Here is a 21,455-nt window from a genome sequence, read left to right on the forward strand (position 1 = left end):
GGGGGGTGCCTCCCTATGCGCCCTCACTGATCCGGGCGATGAGATCCATTGAGTCGGCGGGTGACAGAGCGCGCGCCTGCATGGTCCGGAACGCGGCGCCATACACCTCAAGGTCTTCTTTCCGCTCGAGGTAGAGGCTACTCGTCAAGTGGTCGAGAACAACCACATTCAGATCAGAGATGTTCGGAAAGGAGAAAATAACGAAAGGACTTGTGAGGCCGACATAGCCGCCGACCGAGAACGGCAGTACCTGTAGCCGCACATGAGGCAGCTGCGCCGTCTCCCTCAAGGCATCCAGTTGCGCCCGCATCACCTGCACTCCGCCCACCTCGCGCCGCAGCGCCGCCTCGTCCAGCACGGCGCTCAGCTCCAGCGGTCTCTCGGCCGTCAACACCGACTGGCGGGCGATCCGCACCTCCACCAGGGAGTTGACGGTCGCAGCGGGCAGCTCCTCCAGAGCGGCCCTGGTCACCGCGCGCGCGTAGTCGGGTGTCTGCAGCAGGCCGGGCACCACCGAGGTCTCCAGCGTGCGTGCCGCGCAGGCGTGCGCCTCCAGCGAGATGAAATCCCGGTACTCGGGCGGGAGCAGCCCTCGATAGGCGTGCCACCACCCGTCGCCCCCGCCGTCCGCTGCGTCAGCCAAGGTCTCGAGCAGCGCGCGCAGTTGAGGGTCGGCCACCTCGTACACATCGAGGAGCAGAGTCACATCGGCAGCCTTGACCCCACTGGCCCCGGTCTCGATCCGGCTCACCTTCGACTGGTGCCACCCGGCCCGCAGACCGGCGTCCCGGCTGGTGAGCCCCGCGTCCAGCCGCAGCCTCCGCAGCTCCTCGCCCAGCTTGCGCCGCCGTACCGCGGGACCGTGCCGCATCCGAGGCTCCTTCCCAGCGCGCGCGGCCAATGTGAGAGTGCGCCGCCCAAATACGGTCTCGCGTAGCAGAGTTCACCGCTTTGAGCGACAGATATATGCATATCTTGGTGGATCGCCACCTCCGACAGCACGATAAGTGGCACTCTGGCGCGAAGCACAATCCGTGGCCTCCTCGCAATTCCGCTACGAGTCGGAGCGCGGCCACGGTGGGAAAGGGACAGCGCGCCATGGCAGACCATCAGGAAGCCTCCGTCACCCTGCCGAGCGATCCCGCCTCGGTCTCCGCCGCCCGGAAATACGCCACAAGTGTTGTCTCCGAGTGGGGCCTGCCCATCGAGACCGAGGCCCTCGACACGGTCCGGCTCATCGTCTCCGAACTCGCCACCAACGCCGTCCAGCACACCTTCGGCCAGTCCCCGACCTTCACCGTGGACCTGCGTCTCGAGCGCGACGAGGAACTGCGCATCGGCGTCACCGACAGCCATCCCCGCTGGCCGCAGCGGCTGCCCGCCGCGGTCCGGCAGGACAACGGCCGAGGCATGGTCATCATCCGCAGCCTTACCGCGGAGTGTGGCGGACAGCTCTCGGTCATGCCGACCCCGGACGGCGGCAAGACGGTCTGGATCGCCCTGCCCTGGACGGCCCCGGTCCAGAACTGACGATGGCCTGGCACCTCGGGCCAACCCCGACGCCCTCGATCTGACGGCCCAGTCCCTGCCGTTCAGTTCGCCGCGCGGCCGAACGTGCCCCGGAGCAACGCCCGAAGCGACTCCGCCGCCGGGCCCGACTCCTCGCCCCGGTGCGCCACCGAGATCGTCCGCCGGAAGTCCGCCGGTTCCAACTGCCGTACGCCGAGCGGCGTCGCCGACATCGCCGCGACCATCTCCGGCACCACCGCGACCCCGATCCCCGCGCTGACCAGTGCGCACACCAGCGCATAGCCCGGTGACTCGCACACCACGGCAGGGCTCGCCCCCGCCCGCGCGAGCGCCGTCTCGACCCCCTTGCGCGGCGGATGCGAGGGCGCGCTGCTGACCAGCGGCTGTCCGGCGAGATCGGCCACCGGCAGCCGTCCCGAGCCGCCCGCCAGCGCATGGCCGGGCGCCGTGACCAGCACCAACTCCTCCACCAGCAGCGGCTCGAGAACCACGCCTGCGGGCGGCGGCGCCGGTTCGCCCGGTTCATATGTGTGCGTCAGAGCCAGATCCACCTCGCCGGCCGCCACCGCAAGCACCCCGCCCGGCGGCTCGTACTCCGCGACTGTCAGGTCCACATCCGGATGCGCCCGGCGGAACGCGCTGAGCACCGGCGGCAGCAGATGGACGCCCACCGTGGTGAACGTGCCGACCCGCAGCCGACCGCCCGACAGCCCGGACAGCCGTGCCAGTTCGTGCCGCGCCCGGTCCATCTCGTCCAGCACCCGGCGGGCCCGGGCGGCCAGCACCTCGCCCGCGGCGGTCAGCCGTGCCCCACGGTGGCTCCGCACCAGCAGCGCCGCTCCCGCCTCGCGCTCCAGCTTGGCCAGCTGCTGGGAGAGCGCGGGCGCGGTATAGCCCAGACGGGCTGCTGCCCGGGTGATCGAACCGGCTTCGGCGACCGCCACCAGGGCCGCCAGCCGTGTCGGGTCGTACATGCCACCCCTTAAGCATTGCTTTAGACAGACCCAAGAAGATTACAAGTACACGTTAAGGCCCTGGCCGCTCCACGATGGTCGCCATGGACGCACAAGTGGTCGCCTTCATCGGAGTCGCCGCGGGCATGGTCGCCATGCCGGGCGCGGATTTCACCGTCGTGGTACGCAATGCGCTCGCCTCCCGGCGCGCGGGCGTGGCCTGCGCGGTCGGCGTCGCCGGGGGCCTGCTCGTACACACAGCGCTGGCGGTCGCGGGACTCGCGGCCGTCCTGGTCGCCGTGCCGGTGCTGTTCCGTACGCTCCAGATCCTGGGCGGCGCCTACGTGCTGTACCTGGGTGTACGGGCCGTACGCTCCGCACTGCGCCCGGCGCCCGCACTCGAGGATCCGCAAGAGGCAGCCGCCGACGGCATCGGCCGCAGTCTGCGGCAGGGATTTCTCACCAACGTCCTCAACCCGAAGGCGCCGGTCCTCTTCCTCAGCCTGCTCCCGCAGTTCGTGCCGGACGGTGCGCCGGTCCTGCCGCGCACTCTGCTGCTCGCGACGATCGTCGTCGTACTGGCTCTGCTCTGGTTCCCGGCCGTGGCCCTGCTCGTGGACCGTCTCGGGAAGTGGCTGCGGCGGCCGCGCACCACGCGGGCGGTCGAAGGCGTCACCGGTGGGGCGCTCACCGCGCTCGGCGTGACCCTGCTCGCCGAGCCGCTGGCACACTGACCCGGCGCCGACCCCGGGGGCCGGGGGGTCCCGTGCGCCGGTCGCCGCGACGCGCGGCGACCGGCGCACGATCAGCCACGGATCGTCAGCTCACCCGGCCGTACCAGACGCTCTTGGTCCAGATCTTCTCCAGCTTCACCCAGGAGCCGGTCTTCGGCGAGTGCCAGATCTTGCCTCGGCCGGCGTAGATGCCCACGTGGTAGACGCTGCTGCCGGAGTGGAAGAAGACCAGGTCTCCCTGCCGCCGGGAGGAGGCCGGGACCCGGCGGGTCTTGTTGTACTGCTGCTGGGCCGTACGCGGGAGCTTCTTGCCCGCCTTCTTGTACGAATAGAGCGTCAGCCCCGAGCAGTCGAACCTGGACGGACCGGTCGCGCCGTACTTGTACGGCGCCCCTTTCTTCGAGGCGGCCACCTTGAGTGCCTTGTTCGCGAGGGTCGTTGCCGCGTATGCCTCGGAAGCGGTGCCCGGTACCAGCAGTGAGCCGCCGACGGCGGCGAGGGTCAGGGCCGATACCGCGCCCGCCCTGGTCATCAGAAACGGGACATGAATCTGCGCAGTCATGCGCAACCCTTCGTCAGCCGCCTGTGAAGGATGACCTGTCGGGTTCGGACGGACGAAGATGCCCGGCCGCGGTTGCGGCTTCACCCCGAGGGACGACCGGACCGTCCGGCTGCCCCGTCCTGCTTGGGTCCTCCACTCCTGCCGATGCACTCCTGTCGACCAGACATCCGGAGCGGCGGCAGGACTCGGCGTCCGCCCGGACCGCCCCGCCGAGGTGGCGGGGGCTTGTCGTCCCAGGGATCTTGACCCACGACATGCCGGATTTCCGAGGCGAAACGGCGGTATGTGACGTTCGCCACCACTAACCTGTTCGAGTGGACAGAACCGATTTGCGGACGGGTGCGCGACGACTGAGGAGCCTCGCACCAGCACCGGAACAGGCCATTCCGCCAGATCGGTAGTCATGGTGCGCAAGTTGTCCGCAGTCGTTGAAGACTTGGCGACTACACCGAATGGGGGATGCCCCCCAGTACCCTGTTGGCGGTAGACGGAAGTGGGTGTTTCGTCAACGCATGGCCGCGGGCGGCATCGTCACCCGGCCCGCCCGCCGTTCGCCGTCGAGAACCCTGAGCGCCTCGGCGAGCGTCGCGGCATGGACCTCGCTCTCGCCCCGCATGTGCATCAGCGTCAGGGCGTCCTTGAGTGCCTCGGCCCGTCCGACCAGCGCTTGAGCCGCACGCAGTGCCCCATAGGTGTGCGTGCCGCGGGCCGGGTTGATCCTCCCCAGCAGATCGAGGACCTCGAGATAGCTGTCGATGAACTCGCACTCGGCGCGGGTCAGGGCGGGCAGCGGCGGCAGTTCGGGTGGCAGCATCCGGCGCTCACCTCGAACCGGTGGAGGGGAGCGAGGTCTTGCGGTTCTTGATCACGTGATCCACCAGGCCGTAGGCCCTGGCGTCCTCGGCGTCGAAGATCTTGTCGCGCTCCAGGTCGGCGGCGATCCGCTCAGGGGTCTGGCCCGTGTGGCGTACGAGCATCTCGGCGAGTTGGGTCCGCAGCCGCAGCAACTCCTGTGCCTGGATCTCCAGATCGGATGGCTGGCCCTGCAACGGTTCCTCGAACGCGGGCTGCTGAACGACGATCCGGGCGCCCGGCAGCGCCATCCGCTTGCCGGCGGTCCCGGCGGCGAGCAGCAGGGCGGCGGTCGATGCGGCCTGCCCCAGGCAGGTCGTCTCCACATCGCAGGTGACCACCTGCATCGTGTCGTAGATCGCGGACATGGCGCTGAGCGAGCCGCCGGGGGAGTTGATGTAGAGGGAGATGTCCCGGTCCGGGGCCGCGTACTCGAGGTGCAGGAACTGCGCGATCACGTCGTTGGCCGCGGTGTCGTCGACGGCGGTGCCGAGGAAGATGATCCGCTCCTCCAGCAGCTTCGAGTACGGATCGAGGGTGCGGGCGCCCGCGCTGGTGCGCTCGGTGAACTGGGGGAGGACATAGCGGGCGGCAGGTCGGTTCATGACGTACGTCTCCTCTCGCACGGCCATCTGTAAAAAATGTACAGGATGTACAGGCCGTTATGATGGGGAGCATGGCCTACGAGATTCCGGTGACGCAAGCCCGCGCAGAGCTCGCCGAACTGATCAACCGCGTCGTCTACGGCGGGGAGCGCGTCGTCGTGACCCGGCACGGGAAGCCGCTCGTGGCGCTGGTGTCCGCCGCTGACCTGGAACGACTGGAGCGGGATCAGGAGGCCGCCGAGGAGCAGGTGATCAGCTCGGTCTCCTCGATCGGCTCGGCCGCATCCGCTACCGGCGAACGGGGGCGCTTCGGCCTGGCGGCCGAGCACCGGCGCCCCGACGAGCGCCGCTGACCACTCCCGGACGCACAGAAAGGCCGCGCGCCCCCGTCGGCTGCAGCGGGGACGCGCGGCCGGTCCGGGTGGCGACCACGTCCACGTATACGACCCGGTCCTCGATCGCGGTACGGGCAGCGGCCTCCTCCTCGTGGCGGTGAAAGACCGGACCAAGATCAGTTAACGCGCCGGAAAAACTTTCCGCCTAACGTTCAAACGCTCGCCGAGAAACACCCGTGCATTGGTCAACAGAGTGTTGAAGCGGGTTAGCGTCCCGCTGCACCCAGGCGGGTCTGGGCCGGACGACTGTGAGGTGGACGCGTGCAACTCTCCCCGCACGAGCAGGAACGACTGCTCATACATGTGGCGGCCGACGTGGCGGACAAGCGCCGAGCGCGCGGAGTGAGGCTCAATCACCCCGAATCCGTAGCCCTGATCACCGCGCACATCCTCGAAGGCGCCAGGGACGGCCGTACCGTCGCCGAACTCATGGCCTCGGGCCGCAAGGTCCTCACCCGCGACGACGTCATGGAGGGCATCCCCGAGATGATCCACGACGTCCAGGTCGAGGCGACCTTCCCGGACGGCACCAAGCTCGTCACCGTCCACGACCCGATCATCTGAGGGGGATGCAGTCGATGATCCCCGGAGAGATCCTCTTCGCCGACGGCCCCGTGCCCCTCAATGAGGGCCGCCAGGTCACACGCCTCGCCGTCGTCAACGCCGCCGACCGGCCCGTCCAGGTCGGCTCCCACTACCACTTCGCCGAGGCCAACCCCGGTCTGGAATTCGACCGGGCCGCCGCCCGCGGCCTGCGGCTGAACATCGCCGCGGGCACGGCCGTGCGCTTCGAGCCCGGCATCCCCGTCGACGTCGAGCTCGTCCCCTTCACCGGACGCCGCGTCATCGCCGGCCTGCGCGGAGAGATCGGAGGCGGTCTCGATGCCTGAGCTGAATCGCGCCGTCTACGCCGATCTCTTCGGCCCCACCACCGGCGACCGGATCCGGCTCGCCGACACCGACCTCCTCGTCGAGATCGAGCAGGACCGCTCGGGCGGGCCCGGACTCGCGGGCGACGAGGCCGTGTTCGGCGGCGGCAAGGTGATCCGCGAATCGATGGGCCAGTCCCGTACGACACGGGCCGAAGGCGCACCCGACACCGTCATCACCGGCGTCGTCATCGTCGACCACTGGGGCATCGTCAAGGCCGACATCGGCATCCGCGACGGCCGCATCACCGGCATCGGCAAGGCCGGAAACCCCGACACGATGGACGGCGTACACCCCGATCTCGTCATCGGGCCCGAGACCGAGATCATCGCGGGCAACGGGAAGATCGTCACCGCGGGCGCCATCGACGCGCACGTCCACTTCATCTCGCCGACCATCATCGACCAGGCTCTCGCCACGGGCGTCACCACGCTCGTCGGCGGCGGGACCGGACCGGCCGAGGGCACCAAGGCGACGACCATCACCCCCGGCCCCTGGCACCTTGCCCGGATGTTCGAGGCGATGGACTCCCTCCCGGTCAATATCGGACTGCTCGGCAAGGGCAACACGATGTCCCGCGAGGCCATGCACTCCCAACTGCGGGGCGGGGCACTGGGGTTCAAGATCCATGAGGACTGGGGGGCGACCCCCGCCGTCATCGACGCCTGCCTGAGCGTCTGTGAGGAGACCGGCGCCCAGCTGGCCATCCACACGGACACGCTCAACGAAGCGGGCTTCGTCCAGGACACCCTCGCAGCGATCGCGGGCCGCACCATTCACGCGTACCACACCGAGGGCGCGGGCGGCGGGCATGCACCGGACATCATCACGGTGGTCGGAGAGCCGCATGTACTGCCCAGCTCCACGAACCCGACCCGGCCGCACACCGTCAACACCATCGAGGAACACCTCGACATGCTGATGGTCTGCCACCACCTCAACCCGGCCGTGCCCGAGGACCTCGCCTTCGCGGAGTCCCGTATCCGGCCCTCGACCATCGCGGCGGAGGACATCCTGCACGACCTCGGCGCCATCTCGATCATCTCCTCCGACTCCCAGGCCATGGGTCGCGTCGGCGAGGTGATCATGCGCACCTGGCAGACCGCGCATGTGATGAAGAAGCGCCGGGGCGCGCTGCCCGGCGACGGCCGTGCCGACAACCACCGGGCACGTCGCTATGTCGCCAAGTACACGATCAACCCCGCGGTCGCGCAGGGCCTCGCCCACGAAATCGGCTCGGTCGAGACCGGCAAGCTCGCCGACCTGGTGCTCTGGGAGCCGGCCTTCTTCGGCGTCAAGCCGCAGCTGGTCATCAAGGGCGGTCAGATCGCATACGCACAGATGGGTGACGCCAACGCGTCCATCCCGACCCCGCAGCCGGTGCTGCCGCGGCCGATGTTCGGCGCACTGGGAAAGGCCGCGTCGGCGAGCTCGTTCAACTTTGTCGCCGAGGCGGCCATCGAGGACGATCTGCCCGAACGCCTCCGCCTCGGCAAGAAGTTCGTGCCGATCACCAGCACGAGGCGGGTCACCAAGGCCGACATGCGGGAGAACGACGCACTGCCGCGCGTCGAGGTCGACGCCGACACCTTCACGGTGACGATCGACGGCGAGCCGGTCGAGCCCGCGCCCGCGGCGGAACTGCCCATGGCCCAGCGCTACTTCCTCTTCTGATGAGCAGCGATGAGTAGAGCCGGCCTGCTCGTTCTGGCCGACGGCCGGTTCCCCGCCGGTGGGCACGCCCACTCCGGCGGGGCCGAGCCGGCCGTCAAGGCGGGACGGATCCGCGATGCCCGGGACCTGGAGGCCTTCTGCCGGGGGCGGCTGCACACCACCGGACTCACATCGGCGGGGCTCGCCGCCGCGGCGGCCCTCGGCCTCGACCCGCTCGCGCTCGACGAGGCCGCCGACGCCCGTACCCCCTCACCCGCACTGCGGGCCACCGCCCGCAAGCTCGGCCGCCAGATGATGCGGGCCGCCCGCTCCACCTGGCCGAGTGCCGAACTGGACGCTCTCGCTGCGGCGTTCCCGCGCGGTACGCACCAGCCGATCGTCCTCGGGCTCACCGCCCGATCCGCCGGACTCGGCCCCGAGGACGCCGCCCACTGTGCCGTGTACGAGTCGGTCAGCGGACCGGCCACCGCCGTCGTACGCCTGCTGAGTCTGGACCCCTTCGAGGCCACCGCCGTCCTCGCCCGCCTCGCGCCCGCGATGGACGAGGTCGCCGGGCAGGCCGTACACGCCGCGTACGAAGGGATCGACGCGTTGCCCGCAGCGTCCGCACCACTGCTCGACATCACGGCGGAGGCGCACGCCGCCTGGCCCGTACGCCTCTTCGCCTCGTAGGACATCAAGGAGCCGCACCATGCACCTCGACCACTCGCACGCCGGCCCGGCCGCCGTCAGCGCCGACGCCGTACGCCCCGACGGCACCCGGCGTGCCCTGCGCATCGGCCTCGGCGGCCCTGTCGGTTCCGGCAAGACCGCCACCGTCGCCGCGCTCTGCGGCGCCCTGCGCGACCAGTTGTCCATCGCCGTCGTCACCAACGACATCTACACCCGCGAGGACGCTGAATTCCTGCTCCGTAACGCCGTACTGCCGCCCGAGCGCATCCAGGCCGTCGAGACCGGAGCCTGCCCGCACACCGCCATCCGCGACGACATCTCCGCCAACCTCGAAGCGGTGGAGGACCTGGAGGAGAGCGTCGGTCCGCTCGATCTGATCCTCGTCGAGTCCGGCGGCGACAATCTCACCGCGACCTTCTCCAAGGGCCTCGTCGACGCCCAGATCTTCGTCATCGACGTCGCGGGCGGCGACGACATCCCGCGCAAGGGCGGACCCGGTGTCACCACCGCCGATCTCCTCGTCGTCAACAAGACCGACCTCGCACCCCATGTCGGCTCCGACCTCGGCCGGATGGCGCGCGACGCCAAGGAGCAGCGCGGTGAACTCCCCGTCGCCTTCACCTCGCTGAGGGGCGAGGACGGCGTGCGCCCGGTCGCCGACTGGGTGCGTGCCCAGCTGGCCGCCTGGACCGCATGAGCATCCGCGCCACCGCCCGAATCGTCGCCACCCGCGACGGCGGCCTGCCGGTGCTGACGAGCGACGGGCCGCTCGCGCTGCGCCGCACACGCGCCACCGGCCCCTGCACCCGGGTCACCGTCGTCGGCGCGATGAGCGCACCGCTCGGCGGCGACAGGCTGGCCATCGAGGCGGAGGCCGCCGACGGCGCACGGCTCCACATCGACTCCGCCGCCGCGACCATCGCACTTCCCGGCCGCCTCCCCGAACAGGCCCACTACGACGTGCGGTTGACGGTCGGCGAGGAGGCCGAACTGCGCTGGCTTCCGGAGCAGCTCATCTCGGCGTACGGCAGCGATCTGCGGATGCGTACGCGTGTCGAACTGGCCGCGAGCGCACGGCTGGTGCTGCGCGAGGAGCAGATCCTCGGCCGCTACGGCGAAGAGCCCGGCACCCTCGCGACCCGCCTCACCGTCCACCGCGCCGGACGTCCGCTGCTGGACCAGGAACTGGGTTACGGACCCGGTGCTCCCGGCGGCTGGGACGGCGGAGCGGTCCTGGGGGGAAACCGTGCCGTGGGCCAACTCCTCGTCGTGGACCCCGTGTTCGAGGAAAAGCCTGCCCAGGCACGGCTGTTGGGCGAGAGCGCGGTGCTGACTCCGCTCGCCGGTGCGGCCTTCCTGGTCACGGCCGTCGCCCCGGACGCCCGCCAACTCCGCTCCGTACTGGACGAAGTGCTTTGTGCGGAACTGCCCGAGTAGGGAGAACTGGGGCATTTTGGTGCACCGCTGAGCGGGACACTACTTACCGGTTATTGGTTCGGTAAAGAAATACCAGTACGACCTGTTCCCGGCAGCCCCACAGACGAAAGGATCCCCCGGAGAACTCGACAACAGAAGGGGGAGTTCTACGTGAGACGCACAGCAGTGCTCGGCTCGGCCGGCACTCTGATCGCGGGCACCCTCATCACGGGCGCGATCGCCGCTCCGGCGGCGAACGCCGAAAGCCGCACCAACGGCTGGTCCGAGGCACGTGGTGTTCAGGTCGCCGCGGAGCGGGCCGCGAAGAACGGGATCGACTGGGCCGACTGCCCGGCGGGCTGGGGATTTGCCAAGCCCATCCAGTGCGGCTGGGTGAGCGTGCCGCTCGACTACGCGCGGCCGAACGGCAAGCAGATCAAGATTGCCGTCGACCGAATAGGCAACACCGGCACCAAGGAGGAGCGCCAGGGCGCCCTCGTCTACAACCCGGGCGGCCCCGGTGGCTCGGGCATGCGATTCCCGACCCGGGTCACCAACAAGAACCCGCTCTGGGTCAACGCCTCGAAGGCGTACGACTTCGTGGGCTTTGACCCTCGGGGTGTGGGCCACTCCGCTCCCATCTCCTGTGTCGACCCGCAGGAGTTCGTGAAGGCGCCGAAGGCCGACCCGGTGCCGGACAGCGAGGCCGACAAGCGCGCCCAGCGCAAGCTCGCCGCGGAGTACGCGGACGGGTGCGCCGAGCGCAGCGGCTGGATGCTGCCGCACATGACCACGCCGAACACCGCTCGCGACCTGGACGTCGTCCGGGCCGCCCTCGGTGAGAAGAAGCTCAACTTCCTGGGCGTCTCCTACGGCACCTACATCGGCGCGGTCTACGCGACGCTCTTCCCGGGCCACGTGCGCCGGATGATCGTCGACAGCGTCGTCAATCCCTCGCGGGAGAAGATCTGGTACGAGGCCAACCTCGACCAGGACGTCGCATTCCAGATGCGCTGGAACGACTGGAAGGCCTGGGTCGCCAAGAACGACGCGACCTTCCACATCGGGGACACCCCCGAGAAGGTCGAGCAGCAGTGGCTGAAGCTGCGGGCCACCGCCAAGAAGAGCCCCCTCGGCGGGGTCGTCGGACCGGCGGAGCTCATCAGCTTCTTCCAGAGCGCGCCGTACTACGACTCCTCCTGGGTGCCCGTCGCCCAGGCCTTCAGCAAGTACGTCGCGGGTGACACCCAGGCACTGGTCGACGCCGCGGCGCCCGACCTGTCCGACACCAAGGGCAACATCGCCTCGGAGAACGGCAACGCCGTCTACACGGCCGTCGAGTGCGCGGACGCCAAGTGGCCGACCAGCTGGAAGAAGTGGGACCGGGACAACACCCGGCTCCACAAGGACTACCCGTTCATGACGTGGGCCAACGCCTGGATGAACCTCCCGTGCGCCACGTGGTCGTCCAAGCAGCAGAACCCGCTGTACGTCAGGACGGGCAAGGGTCTGCCGCCGGTGCTCATCGTGCAGTCGACCCGCGACGCAGCGACTCCGTTCGACGGCGCCGTCGAGCTGCACAAGCGGCTCAAGGGCTCGCGTCTGATCATCGAGAAGGACGCCGGCTCGCACGGTGTGACCGGCCTGGTCAACCCGTGCATCAACGGGCGGGTGGACGCCTACCTGCTCAGTGGCAAGGTGGACGGCAGCGATGTGACGTGCACGCCGCACGCCACGCCGAAGCCGTAAGTCACAGCTGATACGGGGGAGGGGCGGCCGGTTCCGGCCGCCCCTCCTTTCGTGTTCCCGCTTTCGTGTTCCCTGCGGTGGTCAGCTCGCGATGCCGGCTGTGCGGGGCTCCGCGATCGCCCTGTAGTCGGCCGTGCGCAGCGCCAGCGAACGGTCCAGTCGCGCCGCGTTGAAGAAGATCTCCTCGTGCACCAACAGACCCGGATCCACGACCAGTTCGAGTTCCGGGTCGAAGGAGAACGGCAGGATGGTGCCGCTCACGCTGCGCGCCAGCCGCTCGGCCACCTCCGGTGTGGCGAACCCGGCGTACGTGCCACCGAGGAGGCCCTTCACCGCTCCCAGATCCACCCGCCGGTCGCCGGGCACCACGGCCAGGACGTACCGCTTCTCCTTCTTGCCGATCTTCACCATCACGACGATGCACTTGGCTGCCTGCGCCAGGGTGTTCCCGCGTAGCGCGCTGACCGCCTCGGTGGCACCCTGCTCCTCGTGCTCGATGATCCGGTACGCCGCACCGCGCTCGTCAAGCAGGGCGATCAACTTGGCGTAGGTGTCGTGCTGTTCGCTGTCGGGCTGTTCGCTCACTGCGCTCCCCATCCGTGCTCCCTGAGCCATGCGTCCTCCTCCGCGTACCCGAAGAGGTCGCCGTGGGGAGCGTACTGCGCTGCCATTTTCGGGAACGCGTCCGTCCAGTCCTTGCCGCTCAGCTGCTCGGCAAGCCACTCGACGGTCGCGGGCAGGGACTCCTCGTACGTGGTGACGGCCCGATAGCCCAGCTCGTGCCCGGCGGCCGACATGTCGTACACGATCGGATGCTCCAGACCCCAGGGCGTCTCGCCCACCGAGCCACCCGGGGAGTCTCCTTCGATCAGTACGGTCTCGCTCTGCCGGCCGAGCACCCGGTCGACGGCGACGCCGATCTCGGCGACCGTCGGCACGTTCGGGTCACCGGCGTTGAGTACCCGCGAGCCCGGCGTCCGGGCCGCGAGCCGGATCAGCTCGGCGAGGTTCGAGACATGCACCGGGTGGAAACGGCTGCGGCCGCCGTACGCGAGCACCCGTACCGGGCGGTTGTCCAGGGCCCGCTTCACGAAGTACAGCTCGCGCGGGGTCCGGCAGTACGGTCCATGGATCGCGCCCGCCCGCAGCAGAGTCGTCGGCAGGGCGTCGCCCGCCGCCAGCAGCTCCTGTTCCAGCGCCACCTTTCGGGTGCTGTAGGTAGCTTCCCCGGGCGCGACGGTGACCTGGGTCTCCGGAATTGGCACAGGGTAGCGGGGAAAGCCGTCGGGCTCGTCCTGGGTGTCGAAGCTGCGGCCCTGGTCGTCCGCGTACACCGCGCCGCTGGAGATCACGACCGCCGAGCCGATCCGGTCCGCGAAACCCCTCAACTGCCGTGCGTGGCCCGTCCCGTACGCCACCATGTCCACCAGCACGTCGCAGCCGTCGCCGAGCGCCGCGGCCAGCGCCCCGTCGTCCTCCCGGTCGGCGCGCACCGTGCGCACGCCGTCGGGCCGGCTCTCGTCCCGGCCGCCGCCGCGCGAGACCGCTCGCACGTCCCAGCCGTCCGCGGCGAGGGCGCGCACCGCTGCCCGCCCCACCTGTCCTGTCGCTCCCAGCACAACTGCGCTTCCCGTGGTCATACGAGGCACGCTAGGCGCGCGTGGTTGCCGGGCCCAGAGGGGTTCGCCGAACGCGGATTCGCTCTCAGCCTCTTCGCCGCGGGAACTTCTTCGGTGGCTCCAGCTCCGCCTTGACCTCGGCGGCGTAGCGGTCGACGTACTCCTGACCGGACAGTTCGAGGATCGCGTACATGATCTCGTCGGTGACCGCGCGGATCGCGGCCTTCTCGTTCTCCATGCCCGCGTACCGCGAGAAGTCCAGCGGCTCCCCGAACCGCACAGTGACCCGCTTGATCTTCGGGACGACCTGCCCGGGCGGCTGGATCTCGAAGGTCCCCACCATCGCGCACGGCACGACCGGAACTCCCGCCTTGAGTGCCATCACGGCGACACCCACCTTGCCCTTGTAGAGCCTGCCGTCGTGCGAACGCGTGCCCTCGGGATAGATCCCCAGGAGCTCGCCCTTGCTCAGCACCCCCAGCCCCTCGCGGATCGCCGCCTGCCCGGCCTCCTTGCCGGAGCGGTCGACCGGGATCTGCCCGGCGCTGCGGAAGAAGGCGGCGGTCAGGCGGCCCTTCACACCCGGCCCGGTGAAGTACTCCGCCTTCGCGAGGAACGTGATACGCCGCTTGATGATCGCGGGCATCAGGAAGTGGTCCGAGAATGACAGATGATTGCCCGCGACGATCGCCGCGCCCTCCGCCGGGATGTGCTCGAGTCCCTCGATTCCGGGCCGGAACAGCAACCGCAACAGCGGCCCCAGAATGACGTATTTGAGCACGTAATAGAACAATTGAGGGTGCTCCTCGCTCGGTCCGGATCGGCTTGAGGCATGCGTTGTGCCAGGTCATCGGGCACGCCGGGGGTGGACAGTCTAAGTGCAGGGCTTACCGGGCGTAAGCGTCTGCGGTGAGACACGTGATGACTCGATGCCGACCGTCACCGCTTGCTCCGGACGGGCGATGTGTTGCGGTCTTGGGCACCCGAGGTCAGTCTGGGGGGTGACCCAAAAGCGACACTTGCTCACTCTTCGCACTCGGGGGTCCGCAACAGAAGAGGTGACCAGGTCGCGGTGAGGAGTAACGGTCATGCAAGCCACGGCCGCCTGCCGCTACACCTTGGAAGTGCAGGCATCCATAGAACGGATTCCCCAGATCCGGCGCATTCTCGCAGCGCATCTTCGGTACTGGAGCCTTGAGGACCACATCACACCGGTCTGCCGCGCGGTGGACGAACTCGTCGGCAATGTCGTCCAGCATGTGAAGGGCGACAAGACGTGCGTGGTGGAGTTGCGCTGGACGGGTCGGCACCTGATCGCCTCCGTGGCGGACAAGGACCGCAGGATGCCGCGAGTGACCAGTTCCAGCCCTTCGAAGGGCGGCCTCGCGACCGTCGCCGTCCTCAGTGACAGCTGGGGCACGTGCGGCACCGCCACCGGCAAGGTGATCTGGTTCAGCAGGCGCGTGAAGGAAGTCCAGCGCGTCCTGCGGGCAGCGCCGGTCCCGATGCCGCCCGCCCGTGAGTTCAGGCCGCTGCCGGTGAGCCTGCAGCTCCCGGAGGACGGCGGCTCGGCGGCGCCGAAGGACGTCCGCGAGCCGGACCGCGTTGTCGCGGCCGCCGCGGTCGGCTGACGGCCCACGACGGTGTCCGGGGACGCGAACCGCTTCCGAGCGGCTCCGCCCCCGGTCCGCCGGTCAGGTGCCGCGCGAAGCGATCACCCCGATCGTCACCAGACCGAGCACCACCCAGCCGAACCAGAGCCAGCCATTGCTTCCGAGTGCCGCCGTGTAGGCCGTCACGACCACCAGGGTCCCGACGGTGAGCACTCCCATCGCCTTCGTGGATCCGGACATGCGCGCCCTCCTCAGACGGCCACGGCCGTCGACCTCATGGTCACCCGTGAGGAGGGAATCGCGCTACTGCCCGGTTACTGTCCGCGTGCCTGGAGCGAGGCGAGATACGCGTTGTACGCCTCGAGATCCTTGTCGCCGTCCCGGTCCGCGGCCCGGTCCATGCGCCGCGCCTGCCGCTGTTCGGAGCGGTACCACTGGAAGACCAGCGCGACGAGCACCAGCACGGACGGGATCTCACTGAAGGCCCAGGCGATGCCGCCCGCCGCGTTCTGGTCGGTGAGCGCGTCGATGCCGAGCGAGGCCGGCGGATTCTTGTACGCGTTGATCATCGGCTCGGTCGCCATCATCAGGGCGATGCCGAAGAAGGCATGGAACGGCATGCCCGCGAAGAGCTCCAGCATCCGCATCACATAGCCGGGGCGGTGCGGCCCCGGGTCGATTCCCATGATCGGCCAGAAGAAGACGACGCCCACCGCGAGGAAGTGCACCATCATCGCCACATGCCCGGTCTTCGACCCCATCAGGAAGTCGAAGAGGGGGCTGAAGTAGAGCGCGTACAGGCTCGCGATGAAGAGCGGGATCGTGAAGGCCGGGTGCGTGACGATCCGCATGTAGCGGCTGTGCAGCAGGGCGAGCAGCAGCTCGCGCGGCCCCTTGCTGCCGCGACGGCTCGCGACCGGAAGCGCGCGCAGCGCCAGCGTCACGGGCGCTCCGAGCAGCAGCACGATGGGGGACAGCATGCTGATCACCATGTGCTGCACCATGTGCACGCTGAACATGACCATGCCGTAGTCATTCAGCTTGGTGCACATCACGAGCGCCACGCTCAGCACGCCGACCGTGAAGAAGACGGTCCGGCTGACCGGCCAGCTGTCGCCGCGCCTGCGCAGCCGCAGCACCCCCCAGCCGTACAGGCCGAGAGCCAGCAGACAGCCGACGAGGAAGAACGGGTCCGGTGAGTACTCGAGCCCCCGCCCCAGCGTGAACGGCGGCAGATCCATCGTCATGCCGTGCCCGCTGTGATCCATCCGCTCGCTCCCGATTCGCGCTTGTTGTCCGGACCAGACTAGAACCGCCCCCGGCCGCAGCAGCGGCCGGGGGCGGTTCCAGTCGTACGCTCCTGCGTCAGAGCACGCACTCGGCCTCGGCATAGCGCTCGGCCGGGACGGTCTTCAGCGTCTCCACGGCCTCGGCCAGCGGCACCATCGTGATGTCCGTGCCGCGCAGCGCCGTCATCATGCCGAACTCACCGCGGTGCGCGGCCTCCACGGCATGCCAGCCGAAGCGGGTGGCGAGCACTCGGTCGTACGCGGTCGGGGTTCCGCCGCGCTGCACATGCCCCAGGATGACCGCCCGGGCCTCCTTGCCGAGCCGCTGCTCCAGCTCGACGGCGAGCTGCTGGGCCACGCCCGCGAAGCGCTCGTGCCCGTAGATGTCCCTGCCGCCCTCGTTGAACTCCATAGAGCCCTCGCGCGGCTTGGCGCCCTCGGCGACCACGACGATCGCGAACCGCTTGCCCGCCTCGAAGCGCTCGCCGACCCGCTTGGTCAGCTCGTCGATGTCGAAGGGCCGCTCGGGCACGACGATGGCGTGCGCGCCGGCGGCCATGCCGGAATGCAGCGCGATCCAGCCGGTGTGCCGACCCATGACCTCGACGATCAGCACCCGCTGGTGCGACTCGGCGGTGGTCTTCAGCCGGTCGAGCGCCTCGGTGGCCACGCCCACGGCGGTGTCGAAACCGAAGGTGACATCGGTCGACGCGATGTCGTTGTCGATCGTCTTCGGTACGCCGACGATCGGCAGCCCGCCCTCGGAGAGGAGGTTGGCCGCCTTGAGGGTGCCTTCGCCGCCGATCGGGATGATCGCGTCGAGGCCCAGCTCGGCGACATGGCCCCTGGCCCGCTCCACGCCGTCGCGCAGATGCGCGGGCTGGACCCGGGAGGAGCCGAGAATCGTGCCGCCGCGGGCCAGGATGCCGCCGACCGCGTCAAGGTCGAGCTTGCGGTAGTCGCACTCCAGAAGGCCCTTCCAGCCGTCGTGGAAGCCGATGACCTCGTCGCCGTGGTCGACGACGGCGCGGTGTACGACGGAACGGATGACGGCATTCAGACCGGGGCAGTCGCCGCCGGAGGTGAGCACACCAATGCGCATAGCCCGAAATACCTTTACAACGTGGGCAGAGTCCCGGACCACGTCGTCCGGTCGGATCCCCGTCACCCTACCGGCGCTGGGTGACGGGGCCGAACCGGATGTCCGACTGATGGACGTCAGCTTTCTGTCAGGCGGGCTGACAGGCGGGCCGAAGGTGAGCGGTCAGGCGGGCTGCGTCGCGGACGCGATGCGCTCGGCGCGCAGCGCCTCGTACCACCGGTCGTCCGTCGGCGGCAGCGCGTTCACATCGAGGGCCAGCTTCAGCAGCAGGTCCGCGATCTGCGGATTGCGGGCCATCACGGGGCCGTGCATATAGGTGCCGAAGACGGTGTCGTTGTACGCGCCCTCGGTGCCGTCGCCGGTGCCGTTGCCCCGGCCGAGGACGGTGCGGGCAAACGGCCGGGCCGTCGGGCCGAGGTGCGTGATGCCCTGGTGGTTCTCGAAGCCGGTCAGCTGCGGCAGGCCCAACTGCGGGTCGATGTCCGCCAGTACGTCACCGACGCACCGCTCGCCCTCGCCGCGGGTGGAGATCACATCGATCAGGCCGAGACCCGGCTCGCGCTCACCGAGGTCGTTGATGAACTCGTGGCCCAGGATCTGGTAGCCGGCGCAGACGGAGAAGATGATCGCGCCGTTCGACGCGGCCCGGCTGAGCCCGCCGTCGCGGCGCAGCCGCTCGGCCGCGAGCCGCTGCGGCCGGTCCTCGCCGCCGCCGATCAGATAGATGTCGCCGGAGGTCGGGATCGGCTGGTCGCTGCGTACGTCGATACGCATCACGTCCAGGCCGCGCTGCCGGGCCCGGCGCTCGACGACCAGCGCGTTGCCCTGGTCGCCGTAGGTGCTGAGCAGGTCCGGGTAGACCCAGACCAGACGCAGGCTGTTGTCGCTCATGCTCATGTCCTTTTCGCAGGTCCGCGGGTCAGTTGCCGACGCGGCGGCGAACGTCCTGGAAGGCGGTGTAATTGGCGATCAGCTCGATCCGGCCGGGAGGGGCGAGCTGCACCGCCTCCTCGACGGTTTCGCACACCCGGAAGTCCAGGCCCGCGACTTCGAGGCGTACGGCCAGGTCCAGCCTGCGGTCGCCGATCACAAAGATCGGGTGGCCGGCGAGACGCGTGTAGTCGACGTCCCAGAGCCAGGAGGTGTCCGTGCCGTCGGCGCCGCGGGCGTTGACCGAGAGGATGACCGGGGTCGGCGGCGGGTCGATCAGGGAAAACGTTTCGAGCCAGCCCGCCGGGTTCTTCGCCAGCAGCAGGCGCAGATCGCGGCCGAGGAAGTTGACGACGTCATAGCGGCCTGCGACGGCCTGCACGGAGTACATGCGCTCAAGGGCGACCTGCGGCGGCACCCCGAAGCAGGCGGCGACGGCGGCGGAGGTGGCGGCGTTCGCCTTGTTGGCGCGGCCGGGCAGCTGGAGGTGGATCGGCCAGGCCGAGCCGTGCGGGTCGAGGACGTGGTCGCCGCTGAGCACCCAGCTGGGGGCGGGACGGCGGAAGCCGCACTCGCCGCAGAACCAGTCGTCGCCGGGGCGCTGCATCACGCCGCCGCAGGACGGGCAGGACCAGGCGTCGTCCTTCCACTCCTGTCCGGCGGCCACCCACACCACATTGGGCGACGAGGAGGCGGCCCACACGATCAGCGGGTCGTCGGCGTTGGCGATGACCATGGCTTTCGTACCGGACAGGCCCTCGCGCCACTTCTCGGCCAGCATCCGGGTCTCGGCGGCGCGGTCCAGCTGGTCGCGCGAGAGGTTGAGCAGCGCGATCGCCTTGGGCGTCACATCGCGTGCGACGCCGGCGAGGTACTTCTCGTCGACCTCGATCACACCGAACTTGGCGTCGGAGCCGCCGGCCAGCGCCGAGGTGATGCCTGCGGGCATGTTGGCGCCGAGCGCGTTGGAGACGACCGGTCCGGCGGCCCGGAGGGCCTCGGCGATCAGCCGGGTCGTCGTGGTCTTGCCGTTGGTCGCCGACACGAGGACGACGTCCAGGTGCTGCGCCAGCCGCCCCAGCAGATCGGGGTCGAGCTTGAGCGCGACCCGGCCGCCGATCACCGATCCGCTGCCGCGTCCGGCGGCGCGCGACACCGCCGCAGCGGCCTTGCCTGCCGTCACGGCCAGCTTGGCGCGCGGCGTCAGGGGCTCCGAGTTGCCTGACATCGTCCTTGATCCTCCTTGCATCGGTCCGGCCCAGCCTATCGAGGTCCGGCCGGGCGCCCGTACGTCGGCACCGCCGGAGACTGTGGAGGTCATGGCGGACCGTACTGTTACGGCCATGCGAAACCGGCCCATCCCCGGCAGTTCTGGACTCGTCAAGGCCATGAGCCTGCTCGGAGATCCGCTGCTGCACGCGCCCTGTGAGCCCGTCACGGACTTCTCACCCGCGCTGAAGCAGCTCATCGAGGACATGTTCGCGACGATGTACGCGGCGCAGGGTGTGGGCCTCGCCGCGAACCAGGTGGGCGTCCCGCTGCGGGTGTTCGTCTACGACTGCCCCGACGACGAGGACGTCCGCCATCTCGGACACATCGTCAACCCGCGTCTGGTGGAGGCGGACGGTGTCACCGTGCGCGGCCCGGAAGGCTGTCTCTCGCTGCCCGGCCTCGAAGCCGGGACGGAGCGCTTCGACCACGCGGTGGTCGAGGGCGTGACGGCGGACGGGGAGCCGGTGCGGGTGGCTGGTACGGGGTTCTTCGCGAGGTGCCTGCAGCACGAGTGCGACCACGTGGAGGGGCTGGTCTACACGGACCGGCTGACGGGGTGGCGGCGGGCGCGGGCCATACGGGCGGCACGGCGGGCGAAGTGGGGTGCGGGTGAGGGCCGGTAGGCCTGACCGCCGCGCGGGGCTTGTTCCCCTGCCCCGCCCCTTCCCGCTGTATCGATGTGCGGCTCCGCCGCGCGGGGCAGCTCAGCCCCGAACCCCGTACGCGCTTCGCGCGGCGGAGCGAGGTCTGGGGCGGAGCCCGGTCAGAACCCGGGGCTGCCCGCGCGGTCCGCTGCCGCGGCCAGCCGGCCCCAGAGCAGGTCCGCCAGGCATCGCACCAACTCCGCACGGGAGCATGGGCGTTCGCCCAGCCACCAGTCTCCGGCCGCGTGCATCATGCCGACGATGCCGTGGCCCCACACCCGCGCCAGCTGCTCGCTGTCCGGACCCAGGTCGACCCGGTCATGGATGACCTTCGCCAGCTCCTCGCCGAGGCGGCGCAGGAGCGGAGCCGAGTGGAGGCCGACGTCGAAGCCCGTGTCCGAGCCCGCGTCCGCGGGCTGGTTGTCCTCGGACGGATGCATCAGGAAGCGGTAGACCTGCGGCCGTGCCTCGATCGCCGCGAGATACGTGTCGAGCGTGGCCTCGACCCGCTCGCGCCGGTCGGCCGGGGCGTCGACAGCCGCCCGCAGCGCGTCCAGCAAGGCGTCGGTGTGGCGCTTGGCGAGGGCCCGGTACAGGCCGCCCTTGTCGCCGAAGTGCCGGTACAGGATGGGCTTGGTGATGCCCGCTTCCGCGGCGATGGCGTTCATCGACGCCTGTGGCCCGTCCCGGAGCACCACCCGGTCGGCCGCCTCCAGCAGCTCCCGGCGCCGCTGGTCGGCCGACCGCTGTTGGCCCGCCGCCTGCTGTGTGGTCTCCATAGGTGTTTCTCCCCGCCCGAGCGATTACGCGACGCCCGCGATTCCGTGGCGCCTGCGCAACGTAACACCATGCCCCTACGTGCAGGGGATCGGCCAGTGGCTGGTTGACAGGGGCTACTTGTCGGTAACAGACTC

Annotated in this window: 26 protein-coding genes and 1 riboswitch; of the genes, 12 read left to right on the top strand and 14 right to left on the bottom strand. The window is 69.7% G+C overall.

The window, feature by feature from the left end; genetic code table 11:
* Positions 1–13: 13 nt before the first annotated feature.
* Positions 14–871, bottom strand: coding sequence for a helix-turn-helix transcriptional regulator (locus ABZS64_RS09595; protein WP_355825588.1), 858 nt, complete (start codon positions 869–871; stop codon positions 14–16).
* Between the two features lie 227 nt (positions 872–1,098).
* On the opposite strand from ABZS64_RS09595, the gene ABZS64_RS09600 reads away from it, so the two are divergent.
* Positions 1,099–1,530, top strand: a complete 432-nt coding sequence (locus ABZS64_RS09600; protein WP_355825591.1) for an ATP-binding protein — start codon at positions 1,099–1,101, stop codon at positions 1,528–1,530.
* 62 nt (positions 1,531–1,592) lie between these two features.
* Here the strand turns inward: ABZS64_RS09600 and ABZS64_RS09605 are convergent, their stop codons facing one another.
* On the bottom strand, positions 1,593–2,504 hold the full coding sequence (locus tag ABZS64_RS09605; RefSeq protein WP_355825594.1) for a LysR family transcriptional regulator: 912 nt from the start codon (positions 2,502–2,504) through the stop codon (positions 1,593–1,595).
* An 83-nt stretch (positions 2,505–2,587) separates the two neighbouring features.
* Here ABZS64_RS09605 and ABZS64_RS09610 point away from each other — a divergent pair, with 83 nt between their 5' ends.
* The gene (locus tag ABZS64_RS09610; protein ID WP_355825597.1) at positions 2,588–3,217 is read left to right on the top strand and encodes a LysE family translocator; all 630 of its coding nucleotides are present in this window, start codon (positions 2,588–2,590) and stop codon (positions 3,215–3,217) included.
* Positions 3,218–3,302: 85 nt separating this feature from the next.
* Here the strand turns inward: ABZS64_RS09610 and ABZS64_RS09615 are convergent, their stop codons facing one another.
* The 3 genes from ABZS64_RS09615 to ABZS64_RS09625 form a co-directional block, all read right to left on the bottom strand.
* Positions 3,303–3,779, bottom strand: coding sequence for a C40 family peptidase (locus ABZS64_RS09615; RefSeq protein ID WP_355825600.1), 477 nt, complete (start codon positions 3,777–3,779; stop codon positions 3,303–3,305).
* 3 nt (positions 3,780–3,782) lie between these two features.
* Positions 3,783–3,967, bottom strand: a riboswitch (cyclic di-AMP (ydaO/yuaA leader).
* A gap of 317 nt (positions 3,968–4,284) precedes the next feature.
* Positions 4,285–4,593: a hypothetical protein gene (locus tag ABZS64_RS09620; RefSeq protein WP_355825603.1), complete on the bottom strand. Its 309-nt coding sequence runs from the start codon at positions 4,591–4,593 to the stop codon at positions 4,285–4,287.
* Positions 4,594–4,600: 7 nt separating this feature from the next.
* Positions 4,601–5,236 (bottom strand): ATP-dependent Clp protease proteolytic subunit, encoded by a 636-nt coding sequence (locus tag ABZS64_RS09625; RefSeq protein ID WP_355825606.1) that lies wholly within the window; start codon positions 5,234–5,236, stop codon positions 4,601–4,603.
* A gap of 71 nt (positions 5,237–5,307) precedes the next feature.
* Here ABZS64_RS09625 and ABZS64_RS09630 point away from each other — a divergent pair, with 71 nt between their 5' ends.
* From ABZS64_RS09630 to ABZS64_RS09665, 8 genes are all read left to right on the top strand, one after another.
* Complete coding sequence (locus ABZS64_RS09630) at positions 5,308–5,589, top strand: type II toxin-antitoxin system Phd/YefM family antitoxin (RefSeq protein WP_355825609.1); 282 nt, start codon at positions 5,308–5,310, stop codon at positions 5,587–5,589.
* A 303-nt stretch (positions 5,590–5,892) separates the two neighbouring features.
* Positions 5,893–6,195, top strand: a complete 303-nt coding sequence (locus tag ABZS64_RS09635; protein ID WP_355825612.1) for an urease subunit gamma — start codon at positions 5,893–5,895, stop codon at positions 6,193–6,195.
* A gap of 14 nt (positions 6,196–6,209) precedes the next feature.
* Positions 6,210–6,521: an urease subunit beta gene (locus ABZS64_RS09640; protein WP_355826040.1), complete on the top strand. Its 312-nt coding sequence runs from the start codon at positions 6,210–6,212 to the stop codon at positions 6,519–6,521.
* Entirely contained in the window at positions 6,514–8,235 is a 1,722-nt protein-coding gene (locus tag ABZS64_RS09645) for an urease subunit alpha (protein WP_355825615.1), read from the top strand. Before ABZS64_RS09640 ends, ABZS64_RS09645 begins: the two co-directional genes overlap by 8 nt.
* A gap of 9 nt (positions 8,236–8,244) precedes the next feature.
* Positions 8,245–8,907 (top strand): urease accessory UreF family protein, encoded by a 663-nt coding sequence (locus ABZS64_RS09650; protein WP_355825617.1) that lies wholly within the window; start codon positions 8,245–8,247, stop codon positions 8,905–8,907.
* A 19-nt stretch (positions 8,908–8,926) separates the two neighbouring features.
* Positions 8,927–9,604 (top strand): urease accessory protein UreG, encoded by a 678-nt coding sequence (gene ureG, locus ABZS64_RS09655; RefSeq protein ID WP_355825620.1) that lies wholly within the window; start codon positions 8,927–8,929, stop codon positions 9,602–9,604.
* Entirely contained in the window at positions 9,601–10,344 is a 744-nt protein-coding gene (locus ABZS64_RS09660) for an urease accessory protein UreD (protein WP_355825622.1), read from the top strand. Before ureG ends, ABZS64_RS09660 begins: the two co-directional genes overlap by 4 nt.
* A gap of 150 nt (positions 10,345–10,494) precedes the next feature.
* Entirely contained in the window at positions 10,495–12,072 is a 1,578-nt protein-coding gene (locus ABZS64_RS09665; protein ID WP_355825624.1) for an alpha/beta hydrolase, read from the top strand.
* 81 nt (positions 12,073–12,153) lie between these two features.
* On the opposite strand, the gene ABZS64_RS09670 is transcribed toward ABZS64_RS09665, so the two are convergent.
* The 3 genes from ABZS64_RS09670 to ABZS64_RS09680 form a co-directional block, all read right to left on the bottom strand.
* Positions 12,154–12,669, bottom strand: coding sequence for a YbaK/EbsC family protein (locus tag ABZS64_RS09670; protein ID WP_355825627.1), 516 nt, complete (start codon positions 12,667–12,669; stop codon positions 12,154–12,156).
* Positions 12,654–13,712, bottom strand: coding sequence for an NAD-dependent epimerase/dehydratase family protein (locus tag ABZS64_RS09675; RefSeq protein WP_355825630.1), 1,059 nt, complete (start codon positions 13,710–13,712; stop codon positions 12,654–12,656). The genes ABZS64_RS09670 and ABZS64_RS09675 overlap by 16 nt, the downstream gene beginning before the upstream one ends.
* A 64-nt stretch (positions 13,713–13,776) precedes the next feature.
* The gene (locus ABZS64_RS09680; RefSeq protein WP_355825633.1) at positions 13,777–14,484 is read right to left on the bottom strand and encodes a lysophospholipid acyltransferase family protein; all 708 of its coding nucleotides are present in this window, start codon (positions 14,482–14,484) and stop codon (positions 13,777–13,779) included.
* Between the two features lie 295 nt (positions 14,485–14,779).
* Between ABZS64_RS09680 and ABZS64_RS09685 the strand changes: the two genes are divergently transcribed.
* Positions 14,780–15,322: an ATP-binding protein gene (locus tag ABZS64_RS09685; protein WP_355825636.1), complete on the top strand. Its 543-nt coding sequence runs from the start codon at positions 14,780–14,782 to the stop codon at positions 15,320–15,322.
* A gap of 63 nt (positions 15,323–15,385) precedes the next feature.
* On the opposite strand, the gene ABZS64_RS09690 is transcribed toward ABZS64_RS09685, so the two are convergent.
* From ABZS64_RS09690 to ABZS64_RS09710, 5 genes are all read right to left on the bottom strand, one after another.
* A complete protein-coding gene (locus tag ABZS64_RS09690; protein WP_328680583.1) occupies positions 15,386–15,544 on the bottom strand; it encodes a hypothetical protein in 159 nt (52 codons plus the stop codon).
* Between the two features lie 74 nt (positions 15,545–15,618).
* On the bottom strand, positions 15,619–16,572 hold the full coding sequence (locus tag ABZS64_RS09695; RefSeq protein ID WP_355825640.1) for a cytochrome c oxidase assembly protein: 954 nt from the start codon (positions 16,570–16,572) through the stop codon (positions 15,619–15,621).
* 97 nt (positions 16,573–16,669) lie between these two features.
* Entirely contained in the window at positions 16,670–17,695 is a 1,026-nt protein-coding gene (locus ABZS64_RS09700) for a 6-phosphofructokinase (protein WP_355825642.1), read from the bottom strand.
* A 162-nt stretch (positions 17,696–17,857) separates the two neighbouring features.
* Positions 17,858–18,586: a glutamine amidotransferase gene (locus tag ABZS64_RS09705; RefSeq protein WP_355825645.1), complete on the bottom strand. Its 729-nt coding sequence runs from the start codon at positions 18,584–18,586 to the stop codon at positions 17,858–17,860.
* Between the two features lie 28 nt (positions 18,587–18,614).
* Positions 18,615–19,853, bottom strand: coding sequence for a MurT ligase domain-containing protein (locus tag ABZS64_RS09710; RefSeq protein ID WP_355825647.1), 1,239 nt, complete (start codon positions 19,851–19,853; stop codon positions 18,615–18,617).
* Positions 19,854–19,968: 115 nt separating this feature from the next.
* On the opposite strand from ABZS64_RS09710, the gene def reads away from it, so the two are divergent.
* A complete protein-coding gene (def, locus tag ABZS64_RS09715; protein ID WP_355825649.1) occupies positions 19,969–20,520 on the top strand; it encodes a peptide deformylase in 552 nt (183 codons plus the stop codon).
* A 140-nt stretch (positions 20,521–20,660) separates the two neighbouring features.
* On the opposite strand, the gene ABZS64_RS09720 is transcribed toward def, so the two are convergent.
* On the bottom strand, positions 20,661–21,320 hold the full coding sequence (locus ABZS64_RS09720) for a TetR family transcriptional regulator (RefSeq protein ID WP_355825652.1): 660 nt from the start codon (positions 21,318–21,320) through the stop codon (positions 20,661–20,663).
* Positions 21,321–21,455: the final 135 nt, after the last annotated feature.

The organism is Streptomyces sp. NPDC005408, assembly GCF_040606445.1.
GTDB lineage: Bacteria > Actinomycetota > Actinomycetes > Streptomycetales > Streptomycetaceae > Streptomyces.